The 18,771-nt window shown below is 71.7% G+C and carries 21 protein-coding genes; 13 read left to right on the top strand and 8 right to left on the bottom strand.

Going from position 1 to position 18,771, the window contains the following annotated elements; genetic code table 11:
• Positions 1-10: 10 nt before the first annotated feature.
• Positions 11-991, bottom strand: coding sequence for a ribose-phosphate diphosphokinase (locus tag AOM06_RS12855; RefSeq protein ID WP_062307183.1), 981 nt, complete (start codon positions 989-991; stop codon positions 11-13).
• Positions 992-1,146: 155 nt separating this feature from the next.
• Between AOM06_RS12855 and AOM06_RS12850 the strand changes: the two genes are divergently transcribed.
• Together AOM06_RS12850 and AOM06_RS12845 are read left to right on the top strand one after the other, a co-directional pair.
• Positions 1,147-1,713, top strand: coding sequence for an NADPH-dependent FMN reductase (locus AOM06_RS12850; protein ID WP_062307179.1), 567 nt, complete (start codon positions 1,147-1,149; stop codon positions 1,711-1,713).
• Entirely contained in the window at positions 1,706-2,257 is a 552-nt protein-coding gene (locus tag AOM06_RS12845; RefSeq protein WP_082105572.1) for a DUF1697 domain-containing protein, read from the top strand. The genes AOM06_RS12850 and AOM06_RS12845 overlap by 8 nt, the downstream gene beginning before the upstream one ends.
• A 21-nt stretch (positions 2,258-2,278) precedes the next feature.
• On the opposite strand, the gene AOM06_RS12840 is transcribed toward AOM06_RS12845, so the two are convergent.
• The 3 genes from AOM06_RS12840 to AOM06_RS12830 are packed head-to-tail and all read right to left on the bottom strand — an operon-like array spanning position 2,279 to position 4,444.
• Positions 2,279-3,037 (bottom strand): energy-coupling factor transporter transmembrane component T family protein, encoded by a 759-nt coding sequence (locus AOM06_RS12840; protein ID WP_062307175.1) that lies wholly within the window; start codon positions 3,035-3,037, stop codon positions 2,279-2,281.
• Positions 3,034-3,741, bottom strand: coding sequence for an energy-coupling factor ABC transporter ATP-binding protein (locus tag AOM06_RS12835; protein WP_062307168.1), 708 nt, complete (start codon positions 3,739-3,741; stop codon positions 3,034-3,036). The genes AOM06_RS12840 and AOM06_RS12835 overlap by 4 nt, the downstream gene beginning before the upstream one ends.
• Positions 3,742-3,751: 10 nt before the next feature.
• A complete protein-coding gene (locus AOM06_RS12830; protein ID WP_062307163.1) occupies positions 3,752-4,444 on the bottom strand; it encodes a biotin transporter BioY in 693 nt (230 codons plus the stop codon).
• Between the two features lie 131 nt (positions 4,445-4,575).
• On the opposite strand from AOM06_RS12830, the gene AOM06_RS12825 reads away from it, so the two are divergent.
• Complete coding sequence (locus AOM06_RS12825) at positions 4,576-6,174, top strand: ABC-F family ATP-binding cassette domain-containing protein (RefSeq protein WP_062307158.1); 1,599 nt, start codon at positions 4,576-4,578, stop codon at positions 6,172-6,174.
• 81 nt (positions 6,175-6,255) lie between these two features.
• Here AOM06_RS12825 and AOM06_RS12820 read toward each other — a convergent pair whose 3' ends face one another.
• Positions 6,256-7,104, bottom strand: a complete 849-nt coding sequence (locus AOM06_RS12820; RefSeq protein WP_156163703.1) for an SURF1 family protein — start codon at positions 7,102-7,104, stop codon at positions 6,256-6,258.
• 61 nt (positions 7,105-7,165) lie between these two features.
• Between AOM06_RS12820 and fabG the strand changes: the two genes are divergently transcribed.
• Genes fabG through AOM06_RS12800 form a run of 4 tightly spaced genes read left to right on the top strand, consistent with a single transcriptional unit; the run spans position 7,166 to position 10,161 of the window.
• Entirely contained in the window at positions 7,166-7,873 is a 708-nt protein-coding gene (fabG, locus tag AOM06_RS12815) for a 3-oxoacyl-ACP reductase FabG (protein ID WP_062307150.1), read from the top strand.
• A gap of 53 nt (positions 7,874-7,926) precedes the next feature.
• Positions 7,927-8,694, top strand: coding sequence for an enoyl-ACP reductase FabI (fabI, locus tag AOM06_RS12810; RefSeq protein ID WP_062307146.1), 768 nt, complete (start codon positions 7,927-7,929; stop codon positions 8,692-8,694).
• Positions 8,695-8,698: 4 nt separating this feature from the next.
• Positions 8,699-9,211 carry a SixA phosphatase family protein gene (locus AOM06_RS12805; protein ID WP_062307143.1) on the top strand — a complete coding sequence of 171 codons (513 nt, stop codon included), beginning with the start codon at positions 8,699-8,701 and terminating at the stop codon, positions 9,209-9,211.
• Positions 9,208-10,161 carry a glycoside hydrolase family 88 protein gene (locus tag AOM06_RS12800; protein ID WP_062307138.1) on the top strand — a complete coding sequence of 318 codons (954 nt, stop codon included), beginning with the start codon at positions 9,208-9,210 and terminating at the stop codon, positions 10,159-10,161. The genes AOM06_RS12805 and AOM06_RS12800 overlap by 4 nt, the downstream gene beginning before the upstream one ends.
• 302 nt (positions 10,162-10,463) lie before the next feature.
• Here AOM06_RS12800 and serB read toward each other — a convergent pair whose 3' ends face one another.
• Positions 10,464-11,096 (bottom strand): phosphoserine phosphatase SerB, encoded by a 633-nt coding sequence (gene serB, locus AOM06_RS12795; protein ID WP_062307134.1) that lies wholly within the window; start codon positions 11,094-11,096, stop codon positions 10,464-10,466.
• Positions 11,093-12,334, bottom strand: coding sequence for a glucose-1-phosphate adenylyltransferase (gene glgC / locus AOM06_RS12790; RefSeq protein ID WP_062307131.1), 1,242 nt, complete (start codon positions 12,332-12,334; stop codon positions 11,093-11,095). The genes serB and glgC overlap by 4 nt, the downstream gene beginning before the upstream one ends.
• A gap of 193 nt (positions 12,335-12,527) precedes the next feature.
• Between glgC and glgA the strand changes: the two genes are divergently transcribed.
• From glgA to AOM06_RS12760, 6 genes are all read left to right on the top strand, one after another.
• Entirely contained in the window at positions 12,528-13,730 is a 1,203-nt protein-coding gene (glgA, locus tag AOM06_RS12785; protein ID WP_062307129.1) for a glycogen synthase, read from the top strand.
• A 10-nt stretch (positions 13,731-13,740) separates the two neighbouring features.
• Positions 13,741-14,523 carry an ABC transporter ATP-binding protein gene (locus tag AOM06_RS12780; protein WP_062307126.1) on the top strand — a complete coding sequence of 261 codons (783 nt, stop codon included), beginning with the start codon at positions 13,741-13,743 and terminating at the stop codon, positions 14,521-14,523.
• Between the two features lie 4 nt (positions 14,524-14,527).
• Positions 14,528-15,001 (top strand): RrF2 family transcriptional regulator, encoded by a 474-nt coding sequence (locus tag AOM06_RS12775; protein ID WP_062307122.1) that lies wholly within the window; start codon positions 14,528-14,530, stop codon positions 14,999-15,001.
• A gap of 85 nt (positions 15,002-15,086) precedes the next feature.
• Positions 15,087-15,992 (top strand): sulfite exporter TauE/SafE family protein, encoded by a 906-nt coding sequence (locus AOM06_RS12770; RefSeq protein WP_062307118.1) that lies wholly within the window; start codon positions 15,087-15,089, stop codon positions 15,990-15,992.
• Between the two features lie 104 nt (positions 15,993-16,096).
• On the top strand, positions 16,097-16,543 hold the full coding sequence (locus AOM06_RS12765; RefSeq protein ID WP_062307114.1) for an NfeD family protein: 447 nt from the start codon (positions 16,097-16,099) through the stop codon (positions 16,541-16,543).
• 1 nt (position 16,544) lies between these two features.
• Entirely contained in the window at positions 16,545-17,624 is a 1,080-nt protein-coding gene (locus AOM06_RS12760) for an SPFH domain-containing protein (RefSeq protein WP_062307111.1), read from the top strand.
• Between the two features lie 102 nt (positions 17,625-17,726).
• Here AOM06_RS12760 and AOM06_RS12755 read toward each other — a convergent pair whose 3' ends face one another.
• Positions 17,727-18,722: a DUF2157 domain-containing protein gene (locus tag AOM06_RS12755; protein WP_062307107.1), complete on the bottom strand. Its 996-nt coding sequence runs from the start codon at positions 18,720-18,722 to the stop codon at positions 17,727-17,729.
• Positions 18,723-18,771 lie beyond the last annotated feature (49 nt).

The following is an 18,771-nucleotide window of genomic DNA, read 5'->3' as shown; positions in this document are numbered from 1 at the left end:
GACCCGGCGTTCAGACCGTGGTCTTGCGAGGCCGCGGCGAGGCGTGCGTGGGGTCGACCCCGTCGAACAGGCTGCTCACGGACTCGCCGCCGTGGATGCGGCGCATCGCCTCGGCGAACAGCTCCGCCACCGACAGCACCGTGAGCTCGGGCCAGTCCGCGGGGCTGGGCACGGTGTCGGTGGTGACCACCTCGCTCACCATGCGGTTGCCGCGGAGCCGCTCGACCGCCTTGCCCACGAACAGGCCGTGCGTGGTCGCCACCGCCGCCTCGGAGCAGCCCTCCTCCTCGAGCTTGTGGAGCAGCTCGATGATGGACCCGCCGGTCGCGATCTCGTCGTCCAGGATGATGGCGCGCTTGCCGTGGACGTCGCCGACGATCTGATCGATCACCACCGTGTCGTCCCCGAGGCGCCGCTTGCTGCCGGCGGCCACGGGAAGGCCCAGGAGGCGTGCGAACTGGTTCGCCGTCTTCGCGTTGCCGAAGTCGGGGGAGACCACCACGGCGTCCGTGAGGTCCTGCCCGCGGAAGTGGTCCGCGAGCACCCCGAGCGCGGTGAGGTGGTCGACCGGGACCGAGAAGAAGCCGTGGACCTGCGGCGCGTGCAGGGTCATCGTGAGGACGCGGTCGGCTCCCGCCGCGACGAGCATGTCGGCCACCAGGCGGCCGCCGATCGAGATCCGCGACGCGTCCTTCTTGTCGGAGCGCGCGTAGGCGTAGTGGGGGATCACCGCGGTGATCTGCGCGGCGGAGGCGCCCCGGGCCGCGTCGAGCATGAGCAGCATCTCCATGAGGGCCTCCTGCGTCGGAGGCACGAGCGGCTGCACGATGTAGACGTCGCGCTGCCGGCAGTTCGCCTGCAGCTGGACCTGCAGGCAGTCGTTGCTGAAGCGCGTGATGTCCGCCGCGGAGAGCTCGACCCCGAGGTACGAGCAGATGTCCGCCGCGAGCGCGCGGTGCGCGCTCCCGCTGAAGACGACCGTGTCCTTCATGTGACTTCCTCCCGCAGCGCCCGGCATCCTCGGCTGATCGTAACGCTCCGCGGGGTCCCCGCGACGGCTGGGAGGACCCGGGCTGCTGCGTTGCGGCGGCTCGCCGCCGGTGTGACGATGAACGGGTCCCGCACCCGCACCGAGGAGCCCCCTGCATGGTCTACAAGGTCGGATACTTCGTCGGCAGCCTGTCGTCGACGTCCATCAACCGCCTGCTGAGCAGGGCGCTCATCCGGCTCGCGCCCGAGGAGCTCGAGTTCACCGAGATCCCCATCCGCGACCTCCCGCTGTACAGCCCCGACCACGACGCGGACTTCCCGCCGGTGGCGGTCGCGCTCAAGGACGCCATCGCCGCATCGGACGCGCTGTTGTTCGTGACGCCCGAGTACAACCGGTCGATCCCGGGCGGGCTCAAGAACGCGCTCGACTGGGCGTCGCGCCCGTCCGGCCAGAACTCGTTCCACCATCTGCCGGCCGCGATCATCGGGGCGTCGCCCGGGCGCATCGGTACGGCGGTGGGCCAGCAGAGCCTGAGGGCCGTGCTGAGCTTCTGCAACGTGCGCCAGATGACCGCGCCGGAGGCCTACATCACGTTCACGCCGGGCCTGATCACGGAGGAGGGCGAGGTGACGGACCCGAAGATCGCCGCCTTCCTCGAGACGTTCATGGAGGAGTTCCGCACCCACGTGATGCGCGTCCTCACGGTGCTGCCCCGTGGCTGACACGCTTGCGACCCACGTCGCGCTCATCCGCGGCATCAACGTGGGCGGCAAGAACCCCGTCGCGATGGCTCGGCTGCGCGAGACCCTCGAGTCCCGCGGCGTGCCCGCGCGCACCTACATCCAGTCCGGCAACGTGCTGCTGACCGCGCCGGAGCTCGACGAGGCCGCGGTGGAGGCCCTCGTGGAGGAGGTCCTGCGCGAGGAGTTCGCGGTCCAGACGGTCGTGGTGGGCGTCGCGGCCGCTCGCCTGCGGGCGGCGATGGACGATGCGCCGGCCGGGTTCGGGACCGAGCCGGACCTCTACCACTCCGACGTGGCGTTCCTGCGTGCCGGGGTCGACGTCGACGAGGCCTTCGCGGCCTTCGAGATGCGCGAGGGGGTCGACGCCGGATGGGCGGGCAAGGGCGTGGTCTACTTCCGGCGCCTCAGCGCGCAGCGCACCAGGAGCCGCCTGAACAAGGTGATGTCCACGCCGTTCTACCAGGTGATGACCATCCGCAACTGGAACACGACCACCACGCTCGTGGCGATGCTCGACGGCTAGCGTCCCGGCGGACGTGCCCGGCTAGCCCTGGCGACGCCGCTCGCGGCGGCTGAGCTTGGGCACCTCGGGGATCTCCTCCGACGGCATCTCGCGCACGGGCGGCTCGGCGAGCAGCGGAGCGGGCGCCTCGGTCTCGGCGTCGCGTTCGGGGGCCGGGTCGCGGCGCGAGGACCGCCCGTGCTCCGCGATGCCGCGCGCATGCAGCGCCTGACCCAGCTGGAGGGCGAAGCCCACGGTGCGGGCGCCGGACGGGATGAGGATCGCGCGCGGATCCCGCTCGAGGCCGCGCGCGCGGGCCGCGACGCGCGACTCGGTGAGGATCTGCGCAGCCTCGGGGATCGCGCGGAGCGTGAGGGCCACCAGCAGTCCGAGCGTCTCGGGCGGCAGGATCCAACGGATGGGTCGCGCGAGCGCGACCACCAGGTCCATCATCTGCGCCATCGACGTCGATGAGGTGACCGCGAGGGCGAGCGCCGAGATCGCGATGAGGTCGCCCGCGAGGTCGAGCGCGCGTACGTAGTCGCCCAGCCAGATCTGGAACCCGGCGGCCATGACGGCGAGCACGGTGATGAGGGCCATCCCCTTGAGCGTCGCCTTGAGCGGCGGCTTGGTCGAGGCCAGCAGCAGCAGGCTCGCGGCGAGGATGCCGAGGCTCGTGACGGGGTCCGAGATCGCGAGGCTCGCGATCGAGATCCCCAGCAGCATGAGCATCTTGAACCACGCGGGCGCGAGGTGCAGAGGCGTCCGCGCGGGACGGTAGATGCCCAGGAGGGTGATCACGCGGTGGCACCCTGCGATGCGCGGCCGAACATGAGGTCGCGGTAGAGCTGCACGGCCTCCTTGGGGTCGCCGTCGAAGACCACGCGGCCCAGGTCCACCACGAGCGTGCGCTCGGCACGCGCCGCCGAGTCGAGGTCGTGCGTGACCTCGATGACCTGGAGGGGGAGCGAGCGCAGCAGCGCGCCCACATGCGCGCGCCAGCGCAGGTCCAGCAGCGTGGTGGGCTCGTCGGCGACCACGATCGACGGGGTGCACGCGAGCACGCCCGCGAGCGCGAGCAGCTGGCGCTGCCCGCCCGACAGCGCGTTCACCGAGACGTCCGCCTTCGAGGCGAGGCCGATCTCCTTGAGCGCGGCGAGCGCCGCATCGTCCCTCTCCTTGCGGTTCTTGATGACGCGGCGCAGCGACAGCGCGACGTCCTCGACCGCGGTCGGCATGATCAGCTGCGCCGAGGCGTCCGTGAACAGGTAGCCGACCTTGCGGCGCACCTGCGCTCCCTGGCGCTGCGTGTCGAGGCCGTCGACCTCGACCGAGCCGGTCACGGGCAGCACCAGGCCGTTGATGAGACGCGCGAGCGTCGACTTCCCCGAGCCGTTGGCGCCGATGATGCTGATGCGGTCCTCGGTGAGGGTGAGCGTGGTGGGCTCGAGGATCGGCACGCCGGAATCGGGCGCGACGACAGCCGCGTCCTTGAACTCGATCATGCGGTCAAGGCTACGCGGTGGCGCGGGCCGCCTCGTCCTCCTGGTCCGACGGCGCGGCGGACGATGCGGCGGTCACCCGCCGCGCGGCGCCCAGCAGACCGGGGTAGGCGCGGTGGATCGCGGCGGCGACGATGCCGGCGACGACCACCTTGAGGATGTCGCCGGGGATGAACGGCACGACGCCGAGCGTGACCCCCGAGGCGCAGTCGATGTCGAGCAGGCCGCTGCAGTCCGGGCCGGGAAGCATCGGAAGGCCCAGGCGGTAGGCGAGCCAGGGGGCGCCGACCGCGTAGATCACCGGGATCGACACGAGACCCGACCCGACGAGCCAGAAGGTCGCCCGGACGCTCCCGCGCAGGCGTCCCATGCGGGCTCCGAGCTGAGCGAGGCCCCCGACCACCACGGCCGCGAGCAGGAAGCCGATCAGGTAGCCGCCGCTGGGGCCTACCAGCACCTCGAGGCCGCTCGCGCGTCCCGCGAACACCGGCAGGAAGAGTCCCATCAGCAGGTAGACGGCCACGGCCGCGAGCCCGCGCCACGGCCCGAGCACCAGCGCCGCGAGGACCACGGCGAACGTCTGGAGCGTGAGCGGCACGCCGCCCAGGAGCTCGATGCCGGGCACCATCGACGCGGCCGCGATGAAGGCGGCGAAGACGGCGACGAGCGCGATGGACTGGCCGGTGAGGCCGCGGTGCTGAGACATGGGGACCCCCTGGGATAATGGACGCCGTCACCCTAACGGCGCCGCCTGTCCCCATGGCCGGGTTCCGGCCAGGGTGCAGAAACGTTGTGGGGTCCCCACAACTCAGGCCGCATCGACAGCAGGGAGAACGCGTGATCATCGCCAAGGATCTGGAGGTGCGCATCGGCGCCCGTGTGCTGCTGCACCCCGTGAGCTTCCAGATCGGACCCGGTGACCGCGTGGGCCTGGTGGGCCGCAACGGTGCAGGCAAGACCACGATGACGCGCCTCCTCGCCGGCGAGGGCCAGCCCACAGGTGGCACCGTCACGCACAAGGGCTCCATCGGCTACCTCCCTCAGGACCCGCGCGAGGGCGAGCCGACGCAGCGCGCGCTCGACCGCATCCTGTCGGTGCGCGACCTCGCGGGCCTGATGCAGAAGCTCCGGGACGCGGAGGAGGGCATGGCGAGCCCCGACATCAAGGTGATGGAGAAGGCGATGAACGCCTATCCGCGCCTCGAGGAGCGCTTCCGCGCGGCCGGCGGCTATGCGGCCGAGTCCGAGGCGCAGCGCATCGCCGCGAACCTGGGCCTCGACGAGCGCATCCTCGGTCAGCCGCTCGGCACGCTGTCGGGCGGTCAGCGCCGCCGCGTCGAGCTCGCGCGCATCCTGTTCTCCGACGCGGAGACGCTGCTGCTCGACGAGCCGACCAACCACCTCGACGCGGACTCGATCGTGTGGCTGCGCGGCTTCCTCGCGAACTTCCCCGGCGGGCTCGTGGTGATCTCGCACGACGTCGAGCTGCTGCGCGCCTCCGTGACCCGTGTGTTCCACCTCGACGCCAACCGTGGAGAGCTCGACCAGTACGCGCTCGGCTGGGACCTGTACCTCCGCCAGCGCGAGACGGACGAGAAGCGCCGTCGCCGCGAGCGCGACAACGCCGAGAAGAAGGCCGCCGCGCTCATGGCGCAGGCCAACAAGATGAAGGCGACCGCCACCAAGGCCGTCGCCGCGCAGAACATGGCCAAGCGTGCCGAGCGCATGCTTCAGGGCGTCGAGGGGGAGCGGGTGCAAGACCGCGTGGCCGCGCTGCGCTTCCCGACCCCCGCCGCCTGCGGCAAGACGCCGCTCCGTGCGGCCGAGCTCTCGAAGTCCTACGGCTCGCTCGAGGTCTTCACCGATGTCGAGCTCGCGATCGACCGCGGCTCCCGCGTGGTGGTGCTCGGCCTCAACGGTGCCGGGAAGACCACGCTGCTGCGCCTCCTGTCGGGCGTCGAGGACCCCGACACGGGCGAGATTCAGCCCGGCCACGGGCTCAAGCTCGGCTACTACGCGCAGGAGCACGACACGCTCGACATGAACGCAACCGTCCTCGAGAACCTCCGGCACGCGGCGCCGGACCTCGACGACACGGCCGTGCGCAACGTGCTCGGCTCGTTCCTCTTCATCGGCGACGATGCGCACAAGCCCGCCAAGGTGCTCTCCGGAGGCGAGAAGACGCGCCTCGCGCTCGCGACGCTCGTGGTGTCGCAGGCGAACGTGCTGCTGCTCGACGAGCCCACGAACAACCTCGACCCGGCGTCGCGCGCGGAGATCCTGCGCGCGCTGCGCACCTACGAGGGCGCGGTGGTGCTGGTGACCCACGACGAGGGCGCCGTCGAGGCGCTCGAGCCCGAGCGTGTGCTGCTGCTGCCGGACGCGGTCGAGGACCTCTACAACGAGTCCTACCGGGAGCTCATCTCCCTCGCCTGACGTCTCCCGCCCGACACTTCCAACGGAGCTGGTCCCGGTTCTGCGGCGTGTCGCGGCGAGTTCGGTTGGAACTGTCAGCGGCTAGAGGGCGTCCTCGATCTCCTCGTCTGACGGCCCGCGCTCGCGGCGCCGTCGCGGCGCCTTCGGCGGGGACGATGCGCGGGCTCGCTCGGGCGCATCGTCGCCCTGCTCGCCTGCACCCTCGCCGGTGAGCTGCCAGTCGCGGCGTGCGAGCAGCACCCCGCCCACGGGGGCGATGAGCGCGAAGCCGAACCACTGCCACGTGTACGCGAGGTGCGGCCCGAGCGACAGCGACGGAAGCGGCACGGGTGAGCCGAGCGCCTCGACGCATCCGTCCGCATCGCAGATCGATCGCACCATGCCGTAGCCGTCGATCGGCTCGGCGCTCGGGTCGGGCATCTGCGCGGGGGTGATCCGCGTCGCGCCCTCGTCGCGGCGGCCGTCGTCGGGCTCGGCCGCGCGGAGCACCGCGGTGAGGGTCACGGGACCCTCGGGAAGGGCAGGGACCACGTCGTCCGGCACGCCGCTGTCGGGGATGGGCACCCAGCCGGCGTCCACCATGAGGGAGCGGCCGTCCGTCGTGTCGAACCATGCGAGCACGTGCCACGTGCGCTCGCGGTCGACCGGACGGTTGCGGAGCAAGGTGGTCGAGCCGGGCTCGAACTCGCCCTCGACCTCGACCAGCGTCCACTCGCGGTCTCCCACGGCTTCGCCCGGGGCGAGCACGTCCGCGAGCGGGGCGGGCTCGGCGGCGGTGTTCGCCTCGTACCGCTCGATCGCGGTGGCCCGCTGCTCGTGCCTGCCGTACTGCCAGAACCCCGCCCGGACCGCCACGGCCGACGCGATGAGCGCCACGAGCACGATGGCGCCCACGCGCAGCACGCGCATGCGGCGGGAGGGGGTGGTCACGCGACGATGCTAGTGGCCGCGGTTTCGCGAATCGGACGGAGCCTCCGCTAGCGTGGCCCCCATGACCCCCCGCCATGTCCTCGTCACCGGCGCCGCGCGTGGCATCGGCCGCTCCATCGCCGAGGCGTTCGTCGCCAACGGCGACATCGTCTCCACGATCTACCGCGGGGGAGACCTCCCGGAGGGCGTGACCGGCGCGATCGCCGACATCACCGACACGGACGCCGTCAACGCCGCCTTCGACGAGCTCGAGGCGCAGCACGGCCGTGTCCGGGTGCTCGTGGCCAATGCGGGCATCACCAAGGACGGGCTCCTCATGCGCATGAGCGACGAGGACTTCGCGAACGTGATCGACGTCAACCTCACGGGCACCTTCCGCTGCGTCCGCCGCGCGGTGAACTCGATGATGCGCGAGAAGTACGGCCGCATCGTCCTCATCGGCTCCGTCGTGGGTCTCATGGGCAATCCCGGCCAGGTCAACTACTCCTCGTCGAAGTCCGCGCTCGTGGGCATGGCCCGCTCGATCACGCGCGAGGTGGGTGCCCGCGGCATCACCGCGAACGTCATCGCACCCGGCTTCATCACCACCGACATGACCGCGGAGCTGCCCGAGGACACCGTCAAGCAGTACTCGGCGACCATCCCCGCCAAGCGCTTCGGTGCGACGGAGGAGGTCGCAGCCGCGGCCGTCTACATGGGCTCCGACGCCGCCGGCTACGTCTCGGGCGCGGTGCTGCCCGTCGACGGCGGCCTCGGCATGGGCCACTGACCGGGTCCGCGCCCCCCACACCCCTGCATCGTCCCCCCCGCATAGGAGCAACCATGGGAATCCTCGAAGGCAAGAACATCCTCGTCACCGGCGTCCTCACCGAGGGCTCGATCGCGTTCGAGGTCGCACGGCTGTGCCAGGAGCAGGGCGCGACGGTCGTCCTGACCGGAGTGGGCCGCTCGCTCAAGATCACGCAGGCCATGGGCCGCCGCCTCCCGGTCGAGGCGAAGGTGGTCGAGCTCGACGTCACCAACCCCGAGCACCTCTCCGCGCTGGCCGACCAGGTCCGCGAGCACGTCCCCCACCTCGACGGCGTGGTGCACAGCATCGGCTTCGCGCCGCAGTCCGTCATGGGCGGCAACTTCATGTCGGGGGAGTGGGAGGACGTCGCGACCGCGATGCACATCTCCGCGTACTCGCTCAAGGCGCTCGCCCAGGCGACGGCGCCGCTCATGCCCCACGGCGGCTCGATCGTCGGCCTCACCTTCGACGGCCGCTTCGCATGGCCCGTGTACGACTGGATGGGCGTCGCGAAGGCTGCGTTCGAGGCGGTCAACCGCTACGTCGCACGCGACCTCGGCCCCCAGGGCATCCGCTGCAACGTCGTGTCCGCCGGACCCATCAAGACCACCGCGGCGAAGCACATCCCGGGCTTCGAGCAGATGGAGGGCAACTGGGCGCAGCGTGCCCCGCTCGGATGGGACTCGGAGGCCACCGAGCCGACCGCGCGCGCGGTGACGGCCCTGCTGTCGGACTGGTTCCCCGCCACCACGGGCGAGATGATCCACGTAGACGGCGGCGTGCACGCCATGGGACAGTGACACCGTGCCTACGCTGATCCTCGCCCGCCATGCCAAGGCCGAGGCCCCCGCGGCCGGCCTCCAGGACTCCGACCGTGCCCTCGAGCTCATCGGTCGCAAGGCCTCGACCCGCCTGGGCCAGGTGATCGCCGAGGCCGGCCTCACCCCTGACCTGGCGCTGGTCTCGCCGTCCGTGCGCACGCAGCAGACATGGAAGCTCATGTCGACCGCCTTCGGCGACTGCGAGACCCGCCTCGACGAGGAGCTCTACGAGACCCACGTGGCCGGCCTCCTCGACGTCCTGCGCGGCGCTGGCGACGCGGAGACCGTGGTGGTCGTGGGTCACGAGCCCACCTCCTCGGCCGCGGCCGCTCACCTCGCCGGCCCGGGCTCCGACAAGACGGCGCTGCAGCGGGTCGCCCACGGGCTTCCCACGGCCACGGCGGCGGTCCTGGAGTTCTCGTGCCCGTGGACCGAGGTCACCTCGCGCTGCGGCCGGCTCGTCTCGGTCCTCTCGGGCCGCGACGTCGAGGAGTGAGCCCGAACCTTCCCGCGACGCCGGAGGTCCGGGCGTTGTGGCGCGCCCTGCTGACGATGCAGCGGTACGCCTGGGAGCAGGGCGTCGCCTCGCACGCCGCGATCGACGGCGGTGACCTCGACCTCGCCCGCGCGCTCGCGCGCGACGCGGTGGCCCGCCAGGACGCCGACGGCCAGCTGGGCGGCATGGACGATGCGGGCGCCGTGAACTCGGGCTCGCTGCTCGAGGCCGCGCTGCTGCTCGGCGAGGAGGATGCGGCGGCCGCCGAGGCCGCGCAGCGCCAGCGCTGGTGGCTCCTGCGCTTCTCGCCGCGCGACGACTGGGGCGTGCTCCACCACCTCAAGGGCTCGACCGAGGTGTGGGCGGACTCGGTCTACATGGTGGTGCCCGCGCTCGTCGCCGCCGGGGACCTGGCGCCCGCGGACATGCAGTACCGCATGCACCGCGAGCAGCTGTGGGACGAGCCCACGGGGCTGTATCGCCATCGCTTCGACATGGCCTCGCGTCGGTTCACGCGCGACGCCTTCTGGGCGAGCGGCAACGGCTGGATCGCCGCCGGGCTTGCGCGCGCGCTGCACCTGGGCGTGGAGGCCGAGACCGTGCGTTCGCGCTGGCAGGCGGAGACCCGCGCGCTGCTCGACGCGTGCGCCCGCTTCGAGCGCGCCGACGGCCGCTTCCACGACGTCCTCGACGACGCATCGTCCTTCGTGGACGGAGCCGCCAGCCTGATGCTCGCGTATGCGGCCTTCACGGGCGTGGCCGACGGTTGGCTCCCGGCCTCGTATGCGGACGATGCGGCGCGCTGGACCGATGTGGCGCTGTCCTATGTCGACGGCGACGGGTTCGTGCGCGAGGTGTGCGGAGCGCCGGGCTTCGACTCGCCGGGCACGAGCGCCGAGGCGCAGGCCTTCGCGATCATGGCCCTCGCGGCGCGCGCTCGGCTGGGCTGAGCGCGCGCGAGCATCGAGCCGCGCCGTTGCTCGGGCGGTGCCGTGGGTGAGGCCGCGGCGCGAGCATGGTGATGGTCGCGTCCTCGCGCCTTTCCTGCACGAGCGGCGGCGGGTCGGAGCGGACGTCGCCCGTCACGGCGTGAGCCAGCCATCGCCATTCCTGCAGGAAAGGCGCGAGCGCGCCGCAACGGGGGACAGCGCGGACCGTCTGTTCGCGCAGGAAAGGTGCGAGCACCCCGCAACGACCACCGACGCGACCCGCTCGCGCCTGCGCGTGGAGGCGCGCGGCGTGCAGGCTCCGGCTACGCGCGCTCGAGGATGAGCGGCAGCGCCTCGGCGAGGCTGGGCCCGTTGAGCGCGACATCCGCCTGCTCCTGCACCACGGGCTTCGCGTGCCACGCGATGCCGAGGCCGGCGGCGGCCATCATGTCGAGGTCGTTCGCGCCGTCGCCGATCGCGACCGCGTCGGCAGGGTCGCAACCGACCTCCGCGGCGAACTCGCGCAGCGCCGACGCCTTGGCCGCCCGGTCGATCACGGGGCCGACGGTGCGCCCGGTGAGGCGCCCCTCGGCCACCTCGAGGCGGTTGGCGCGGAACCGCGTGATCCCCAGGGACGCCGCGAGGGATCCCACGACCTCCTCGAATCCGCCCGAGACGAGGGCCACCTCCCAGCCGGCCGCCTGGAGCCCCGCGATGAGCTCGCGCACGCCGGGCGTGAACTCCACCTCGGCGCGCACGTCCGCGAACACGGTGTCGGGCACGCCCGCGAGGGTCGCCACGCGCTCCTTGAGGGACGCGGCGAAGTCGAGCTCGCCGCGCATCGCGCGCTCGGTGATCTCGGCCACGAGCTCACGCGTGCCCGCACGGGCGGCGATCAGCTCGATGACCTCGGCGGTGATCAGGGTGGAATCGACGTCGAGGACGCACAGCCTCATCGGGCGACGACCGTCCCCTTCGCCACGACGGTGATGCCCGTCTCGGTCACGGTGAAGCCACGCGCGAGGTCGGCCTCGCGGTCGATGCCCACGCGCGCACCCTCCTCGACCACCACGTTCTTGTCGAGGATGGCGCGGTGGACCTGCGCGTGGCGGTGGATCTGGACACCGTCGAGCAGCACCGAGTCCGACACGGTCGACCACGAGTGCAGGCGCACGCCGGGCGAGAGCACGGAACCCGTCACGGTCGCGCCGGACACGATGACCCCGGGGGAGACGATCGAGTCCGCGGCGTGGCCGAGGCGGCCCTCCTCCGAGTGGATGAACTTGGCCGGCGGGTGCGTCACGAGGCCCTGATGCAGCGGCCACTTGTCGTTGTAGACGTTGAACACGGGCTGGACCGCGATGAGGTCCATGTGCGCGTCGAAGTACATGTCGAGCGTTCCCACGTCGCGCCAGTAGTCGCGGTCGCGGTCGGTCGAGCCCGGGACGTCGTTGCGGATGAAGTCGTAGAAGCCGCACGTGCCCTTGTCGACGAAGTAGGGGACGATGTCGCCGCCCATGTCGTGCTTCGAGGACGGGTTGTCGGCGTCCGCCGTGAGCGCCTCGAGCAGCGCATCGGCGTTCGCGACGTAGTTGCCCATCGACGCGAGGATCTCGCCCGGGCTGTCCGGGAGGCCCGCCGGGTCCTTGGGCTTCTCGAGGAACGCGCGGATGCGGTCGGGGCTGGCAGGGTCGACGTCGATGACGCCGAACTGGTCGGCGAGCGAGATCGGCTGGCGGATGCCGGCGACGGAGAACTCGGCGCCGGACGCGATGTGCGCGTCGACCATCTGCGAGAAGTCCATGCGGTAGACGTGGTCGGCGCCGACGATCACGACGATGTCGGGGGACTCGTCCTCGATGATGTTGACCGTCTGGTAGATCGCATCGGCGCTGCCGAGGTACCAGTGCGGGCCGCGTCGCTGCTGCGCGGGGACCGGGGCGACGTAGTTGCCCAGCAGCGGCGACATGCGCCACGTGCGGGCGATGTGCCGGTCGAGCGAGTGCGACTTGTACTGCGTCAGCACGACCACATGGAGGTACCCGGAGTTCACCAGGTTGCTCAGGGCGAAGTCGATGAGCCGGTACGTGCCCCCGAAGGGCACGGCGGGCTTCGCACGCGATGCGGTGAGGGGCATCAGACGCTTGCCCTCACCTCCTGCAAGGACGATGGCGAGAACTTTCGGCGCTGACATATGTCCAGCCTAGGCGATATCGGTCCCGGCGCGTATCAGGGAGTTTCGCGCGTGGCGCAACCGGGCCCGATGTCGCCCGCCGCACGGATCAGCCGGTGATGCCGACGGGATCCGAGTCCGCCTAGGAGGGCGCGGGGCGGCATGCGCACGACGGGGAAGACCTCGCGCGGGGTGAGCCGCTAGCGTGGGGGACATGCGCGTCGACATCCTCACCCGTGAGTACCCGCCCCACATCTACGGAGGTGCGGGCGTCCATGTGACCGAGCTCGCCGCCGTGCTCCGCGCGCACCTCGACGTGCGTGTGCGCGCGTTCGACGGACCGCGCGACGAGGCCGGGGTGACGGGCTACGACGCGCTCGGCGGCGGCGTGGGCGATGCCTCGCTCGACGTCCTCGCTCACAACCTCCCGATGGCCAAGGACTGCGGGGGAGCCGACCTGGTGCACTCGCACACGTGGTACGCCAACATGGCGGGACACCTCGCCGCGAGGCTCCATGGGATCCCGCACGTCCTGTCCGCTCACTCGCTCGAGCCGCTGCGACCGTGGAAGGCCGAGCAGCTGGGCGGCGGCTACCGCGTCTCGAGCTGGATCGAGAAGACCGCGTACGAGGCCGCCGATGCCGTCATCGCCGTGAGCGAGGGCATGCGTCAGGACGTGCTGCGCTGCTACCCCGACGTGGACCCGGCGAAGGTCCAGGTGGTCCACAACGGCATCGACGTCGCCGGCTGGGCCGCCCCGTCGACGGACGAGGCACGCGCGAAGGCCGATGCCGTCGTCGCCGAGCACGGGATCGACCCCTCGCGCCCCGCGATCGTGTTCGTGGGCCGCATCACGCGCCAGAAGGGGCTGCCGTACTTCCTCAAGGCGGTCGAGCAGCTCCCGAAGGACATCCAGGTGGTGCTGTGCGCCGGCGCCCCGGACACCAAGGAGATCGCGGCCGAGGTCTCGGGCGCGGTCGCGAAGCTCCAGGAGCAGCGCGACGGCGTCGTGTGGATCGAGAAGATGCTGCCGCGGCCCGAGCTGGTCGCGGTGCTCGACGCGTGCACGGCGTTCGTGTGCCCGTCCGTCTACGAGCCGCTCGGCATCGTCAACCTAGAGGCGATGGCCGTGGGCCTCCCGGTGGTCGCGACCGCGATCGGTGGGATCCCCGAGGTCGTGGTGCCGGGGGAGACCGGCACGCTCGTGCCGATCGAGCAGGTGCAGGACGGCACCGGCACGCCGCTCGACCCCGAGGGCTTCGCGCGCGACCTGGCGGCGGCGCTCACCGACATGGTGTCGGACGCGGCCCGCGCCAAGGCGATGGGCGAGGCCGGCCGCCTGCGTGCCGCGGAGAGCTTCTCGTGGGACGCGATCGGGGAGCGCACCTTGAGCGTCTACCGCTCGATTCTTGGATAGGCTCGCCGCCATGACTGAGGTGCTCGGCTTCGAGGGCGTGCGGGTGCGCCGTGGCGACAACGAGATCCTGCGGGACGTGTCCTGGACCGTGTCCGCCGCGGACCGGTGGGTGATCCTCGGGCCCAACGGCGCGGGCAAGACCACCCTGATGTCGATCGCCTCGGCACGGATGTTCCCCACCGAGGGCGAGGCTCGCATCCTCGGCGAGCGTCTGGGCGACACGGACACGCGGGAGCTGCGCGTCCGCGTGGGCCTCTCGAGCGCCGCGCTCGCGGACCGCATCCCTCCGCACGAGTCGGTGCGCAACGTGGTGATGACCGCGGCGCACGGCGTGACCGGGCGCTGGCACGAGGACTACGACGGCGTCGACGAGGACCGGGCCGATGCGCTGCTGTGGGCCTTCGGGATGGAGAGCTTCGCGGACCGCGAGTTCGGCACGCTGTCCGAGGGCGAGCGCAAGCGCGTCCAGGTGGCGCGCTCGCTCATGCCGGACCCGGAGCTGCTGCTGCTCGACGAGCCCGCCGCGGGCCTGGACCTGGGAGGGCGCGAGGAGCTCCTCGGCGCGCTCACCGAGCTCGCGGGCGACCACCGCTCGCCCGCGATCGTCATGGTGACGCACCACGTGGAGGAGATCCCCGTGGGCTTCACCCACGTGATGCTGCTCCGCGGGGGACAGGTGGTCGCCGCGGGTCCCCTCGAACCGACCCTGACCGCCGAGAACCTGTCGCGCACCTACGGCATGCCGGTCGAGCTCACCGCCAACGGCGGCCGCTACTCCGCGCGCCGCGCATGACCCGATGAAGGTCTCCGCGCGCGCCGACTACGCCCTCCGGGCCGCCGCCGAGCTCGCGCGCGCAGGGGAGCCGCGCACCACGAGCGCGCTCGCGGCGAGCCAGGACATCCCCCGCAAGTTCCTCGAGGGCATCCTCACCGCGCTGCGCGACGACGGCCTCGTGGTGGGCCAGCGCGGCATCGGCGGCGGCTACCGGCTCACACGACCCGCCTCGGAGATCACCCTGGCCGATGTGGTCCGCTCGGTCGACGGCCCGCTCATCTTCGTGCGCGGCGAGCGCCCCTCGGGCCTTGAGTACGAGGGCGCGGCCTCCGAGCTGCTCACCATCTGGGTGGCCGTGCGCGCGTCGATCCGTGCGGTGCTCGAGCGCGTCACGGTCGCGGACCTGGCCGCCGGGAAGCTCCCGGACGAGATCCGGACCCTTGTCGAGGACCAAGCTGCCTGGGAGGACGCCCAAACAAACCTATCTGGCGAGTAGGAATTGATTCCTACCCACTAGGTAGGTATGGTTTTTCCATACCGACTCATGGGTGCGCCCGCACCCGGCTCGGGTGGAGGAATCCATGCGCACGCTCATCCTGGTGGCGATCGTCGGCTTCGGAGCGCAGCTCGTCGACGGCAGCCTCGGCATGGCATACGGCGTCACGTCGTCCACGCTCATGCTCGCGGTCGGCCTCTCGCCCGCGCTCGCCTCGGCGACCGTCCACCTCGCGGAGGTGGGCACCACCTTCGCCTCGGGCATCGCCCACGCGCGGTTCGGCAACGTCGACTGGCGCGTCGTGTGGCGCGTCGGCGTGCCCGGCGCGATCGGCGCCTTCGCCGGCGCGACCCTCCTCTCGAGCGTCTCGACCGAGGCCGCCGGCCCGATCATGGCGATGCTGCTCTTCGGCCTCGGCATCTACGTGCTCACGCGCTTCACGGGCACGAAGGTCTCGGCCGACAAGGCCAGGCGCCCCCTGCGCTCGCGCTTCCTCGCTCCGCTGGGCCTCGTCGCAGGCTTCGTGGACGCCACCGGCGGCGGCGGCTGGGGTCCCATCGGCACGCCCACGCTCCTCGCCTCGGGCCGCATGGAGCCCCGCAAGGTCATCGGCTCGATCGACACGTCGGAGTTCCTGGTCGCGGCCGCCGCATCGGCGGGCTTCCTCATCGGCCTCGGCCACTCCGGGATCGACTTCGGCTGGGTGCTCGCTCTGCTCGCCGGAGGTCTTGTCGCGGCACCGCTGGCTGCGTACCTGGTCCGCCACGTCCCGCCGCGCATGCTCGGCGCGGCGGTGGGAGGAATGATCCTCCTCACCAACGCCCGCACGCTGCTGCACACCGATGCGCTGTCCGCGGTCGCGCCCTACGGCTGGGCCGTCTACCTCACCATCGTCGCTGTCTGGGCGTGGGCCATCTCCCGTGCGTGGAAGGGTCACCGTGCGGACAAGGCCGCGGCTCGCGAGCTCGAGGATGCCCCCGTCGCGGCCTGACACCAGGCGCGACGCACCCTTCCGGGGGAGGAGGCCCGCATCGTCCCGGCGGACGATGCGGGCCTTCCGTCATCCCTGCTAGCGTGCCGAGAGACAAGGAGGCCATGGTGGAGCAGTTCCTGTGGTGGTTCATCGGCGCGATGATCCTCGGTGCGATCGAGATCTTCACGCTCGACCTGTTGTTCGCGATGCTCGCGGTCGGCGCGCTCGCGGGTGGTGTCGCCGCATTGCTGAGCGCGCCGTGGTGGCTGAGCGTCATCATCGCGCTCGCGGTCGCATCGCTGCTCATCGGAGGGCTGCGGCCCTTCCTGCTGCGCTCGCTGCGGGCCAAGGGCGAGGGCGCGGCCGAGACCAACACCGCGGCGCTCGTGGGCCGTGCGGCCCGCGCGATCGACACGGTGACCGAGACCAGCGGTCGCGTCAAGCTCAACGGGGAGGTGTGGACGGCGCGCACCGAGGACGATGCGCCCGCCATCCCCGAGGGCTCCGACGTGACGGTGCTGAGGATCCAGGGCGCGACCGCCGTGGTCGCGCCCGAGAAGGAGAGCTGAGATGGGTGACAACGTAGGCACGATCATCGTGTGGGTCGCGATCGCGGTCCTCGCGATCTTCGTGATCGCCGCGATCGCGAGGGCGATCATCGTGGTCCAGCAGACGCAGGCCTACCTGGTCGAGCGCCTGGGCCGCTACCACTCGACCATGGACGCAGGCCTGCACCTGCTGGTCCCGTTCATCGACAAGGTGCGCGCCAAGGTGGACCTGCGCGAGATGGTCTATTCGTTCCCGCCGCAGTCGGTCATCACGTCCGACAACCTGGTGGTCGACATCGACACGGTCATCTACTTCCAGGTGACCGACCCCAAGTCCGCGGTCTACGAGATCGCCAACTACATCACCGGTGTCGAGCAGCTCACCACGACCACGCTGCGCAACATCGTCGGCACCATGGACCTCGAGCAGACGCTCACCAGCCGCGACCAGATCAACGGTCAGCTGCGCGGCGTCCTGGACGACGCGACAGGCAAGTGGGGCATCCGCGTCAACCGCGTCGAGCTCAAGTCGATCGAGCCGCCGCTGTCCATCAAGGACTCGATGGAGAAGCAGATGCGCGCCGAGCGCGACCGCCGTGCCGCGATCCTCACGGCGGAGGGCGTCAAGCAGTCGGCGATCCTCACGGCGGAGGGTGAGAAGCAGTCGGCGATCCTCAAGGCCGAGGGTGAGGCGCAGTCCAAGATCCTCAAGGCCGAGGGTGAGGCGCGCGCGATCCTCCAGGTGTTCGACGCCATCCACGAGGGCGACGCGGACTCCAAGCTGCTGTCCTACCAGTACCTCCAGATGCTCCCCGAGGTCGCGAAGGCCAACAACAACCAGATGTGGTTCGTGCCCACCGAGTTCACCGGTGCGCTCAAGGCCGTCGCGGCGGGCTTCGGCGTCACGGACGAGGCGGAGCCGCTCGAGCGCGACCCCGAGCGTGCCCGCTCGCGCACCTCGCGCATCACGTCGGCGCTCGCGGACCCGCGCGCCGCGCTCGAGGAGGCGCGCCGTCAGGCCGAGGGCATCTCGGGCGAGGCGGAGCAGGCCGGGACGCGGTCGGGCAAGCCGTTCGACCCGGACGCCGAGAAGGGCCAGTAGGGACGCGCCAGGACACGAGCGCCGCACGGTGGGCCCCGGAGGATCGATCCTCCGGGGCCCTCGTCGCGTCCGGGGCGCGTGACGGCCCGCCCCGCGCGACGCTCAGGGGCTCAGCACGATGTCGTCGTCGGCCGCGCCGGCCTCATCGGGCTCGCGCCGTTGCCGGTCGCGCACCATCCAGACCGCGACGGCGACGAGCGCGAGCCCCGAGACCATGACCCCGACCCAGGTGAGGAGCGTGTCGCCCACCAGGTGGTCGATGAGCTGCGGCACGGAGCCGAGCAGCGCCACCGCCCCGGGGACGATGAGCAGCACCAGCTCGCGACGCATGACCGCGACGGCGATGAGCCACGCCGCGAAGGCGACGCCGACGCCGAGCATGAGGCCGCGCGTGTCGCCGGTTGCGGCGATGGCGAGGCCCGCGTACGCGAGGAGCCCGCCCGTGACGAGCGCCGGCTCGCGCGGGGTGAGCAGCGGGGTGATGGCGAGCGCGATCCAGCAGGCGCCGAGCACCGCCCAGGGCAGGCCGAGCGCGAGGCCCGTCGGATCGTCGTCCCAGGGCTCAACGAAGGTCTCGACGGTCCATGCCAGCGCGACGAGCAGCGTGATCTGCGTCAGCCCGCGTCTCCTCGCGAGGTACACCGCGGCCGCGGCGAGGGTGGCCGCCCCGGTGACCCACCGGCCGATGTCCTCGTCGTCGATGCCCGCCGCATCGTGCCCGATCACCCAGGTGAGCCATCCGGTGAGGACCACCGACGCGACGAGCAGCACGGAGGCCAGCCGCTGCGCCGGAGCGCTCGCCGTGCGCGCCGCGAGGATGCCCGCGGTCGTCGTGATCGCGACCAGCGCGGCGACCAGCGCGATCCGGGCGGCGGTGGGGAGATCGGTCCACGTGCGGCTCAGCAGGAACGCGAGCGCCGACACCGTGAGCACGGCGCCGAGGTAGCCGACGACCTCCCCGACGAGCGCGAGGGGACGCGGACGCGCCGGGCCGTCCTGCGGATGCGCGGCCTCGAATCGGCGCAGGTCGGCTGCGGTCTCGGGGCTGATGAGCCCCGCCTCGACCCACCGGCCGAGCCTCGTCTCGAGCTCGTTCATCGCCGCTTCCCTCCAGCGACATCGACACCTGCGTCGATACCTCCAGGGT

The sequence above is a fragment of the Demequina subtropica genome (assembly GCF_000971235.1).
Taxonomy (GTDB): Bacteria; Actinomycetota; Actinomycetes; order Actinomycetales; family Demequinaceae; genus Demequina; species Demequina subtropica.
The sequence above is the reverse complement of the archived record's forward strand: the minus strand, read 5'-3'. Positions and strand labels throughout refer to the sequence as shown.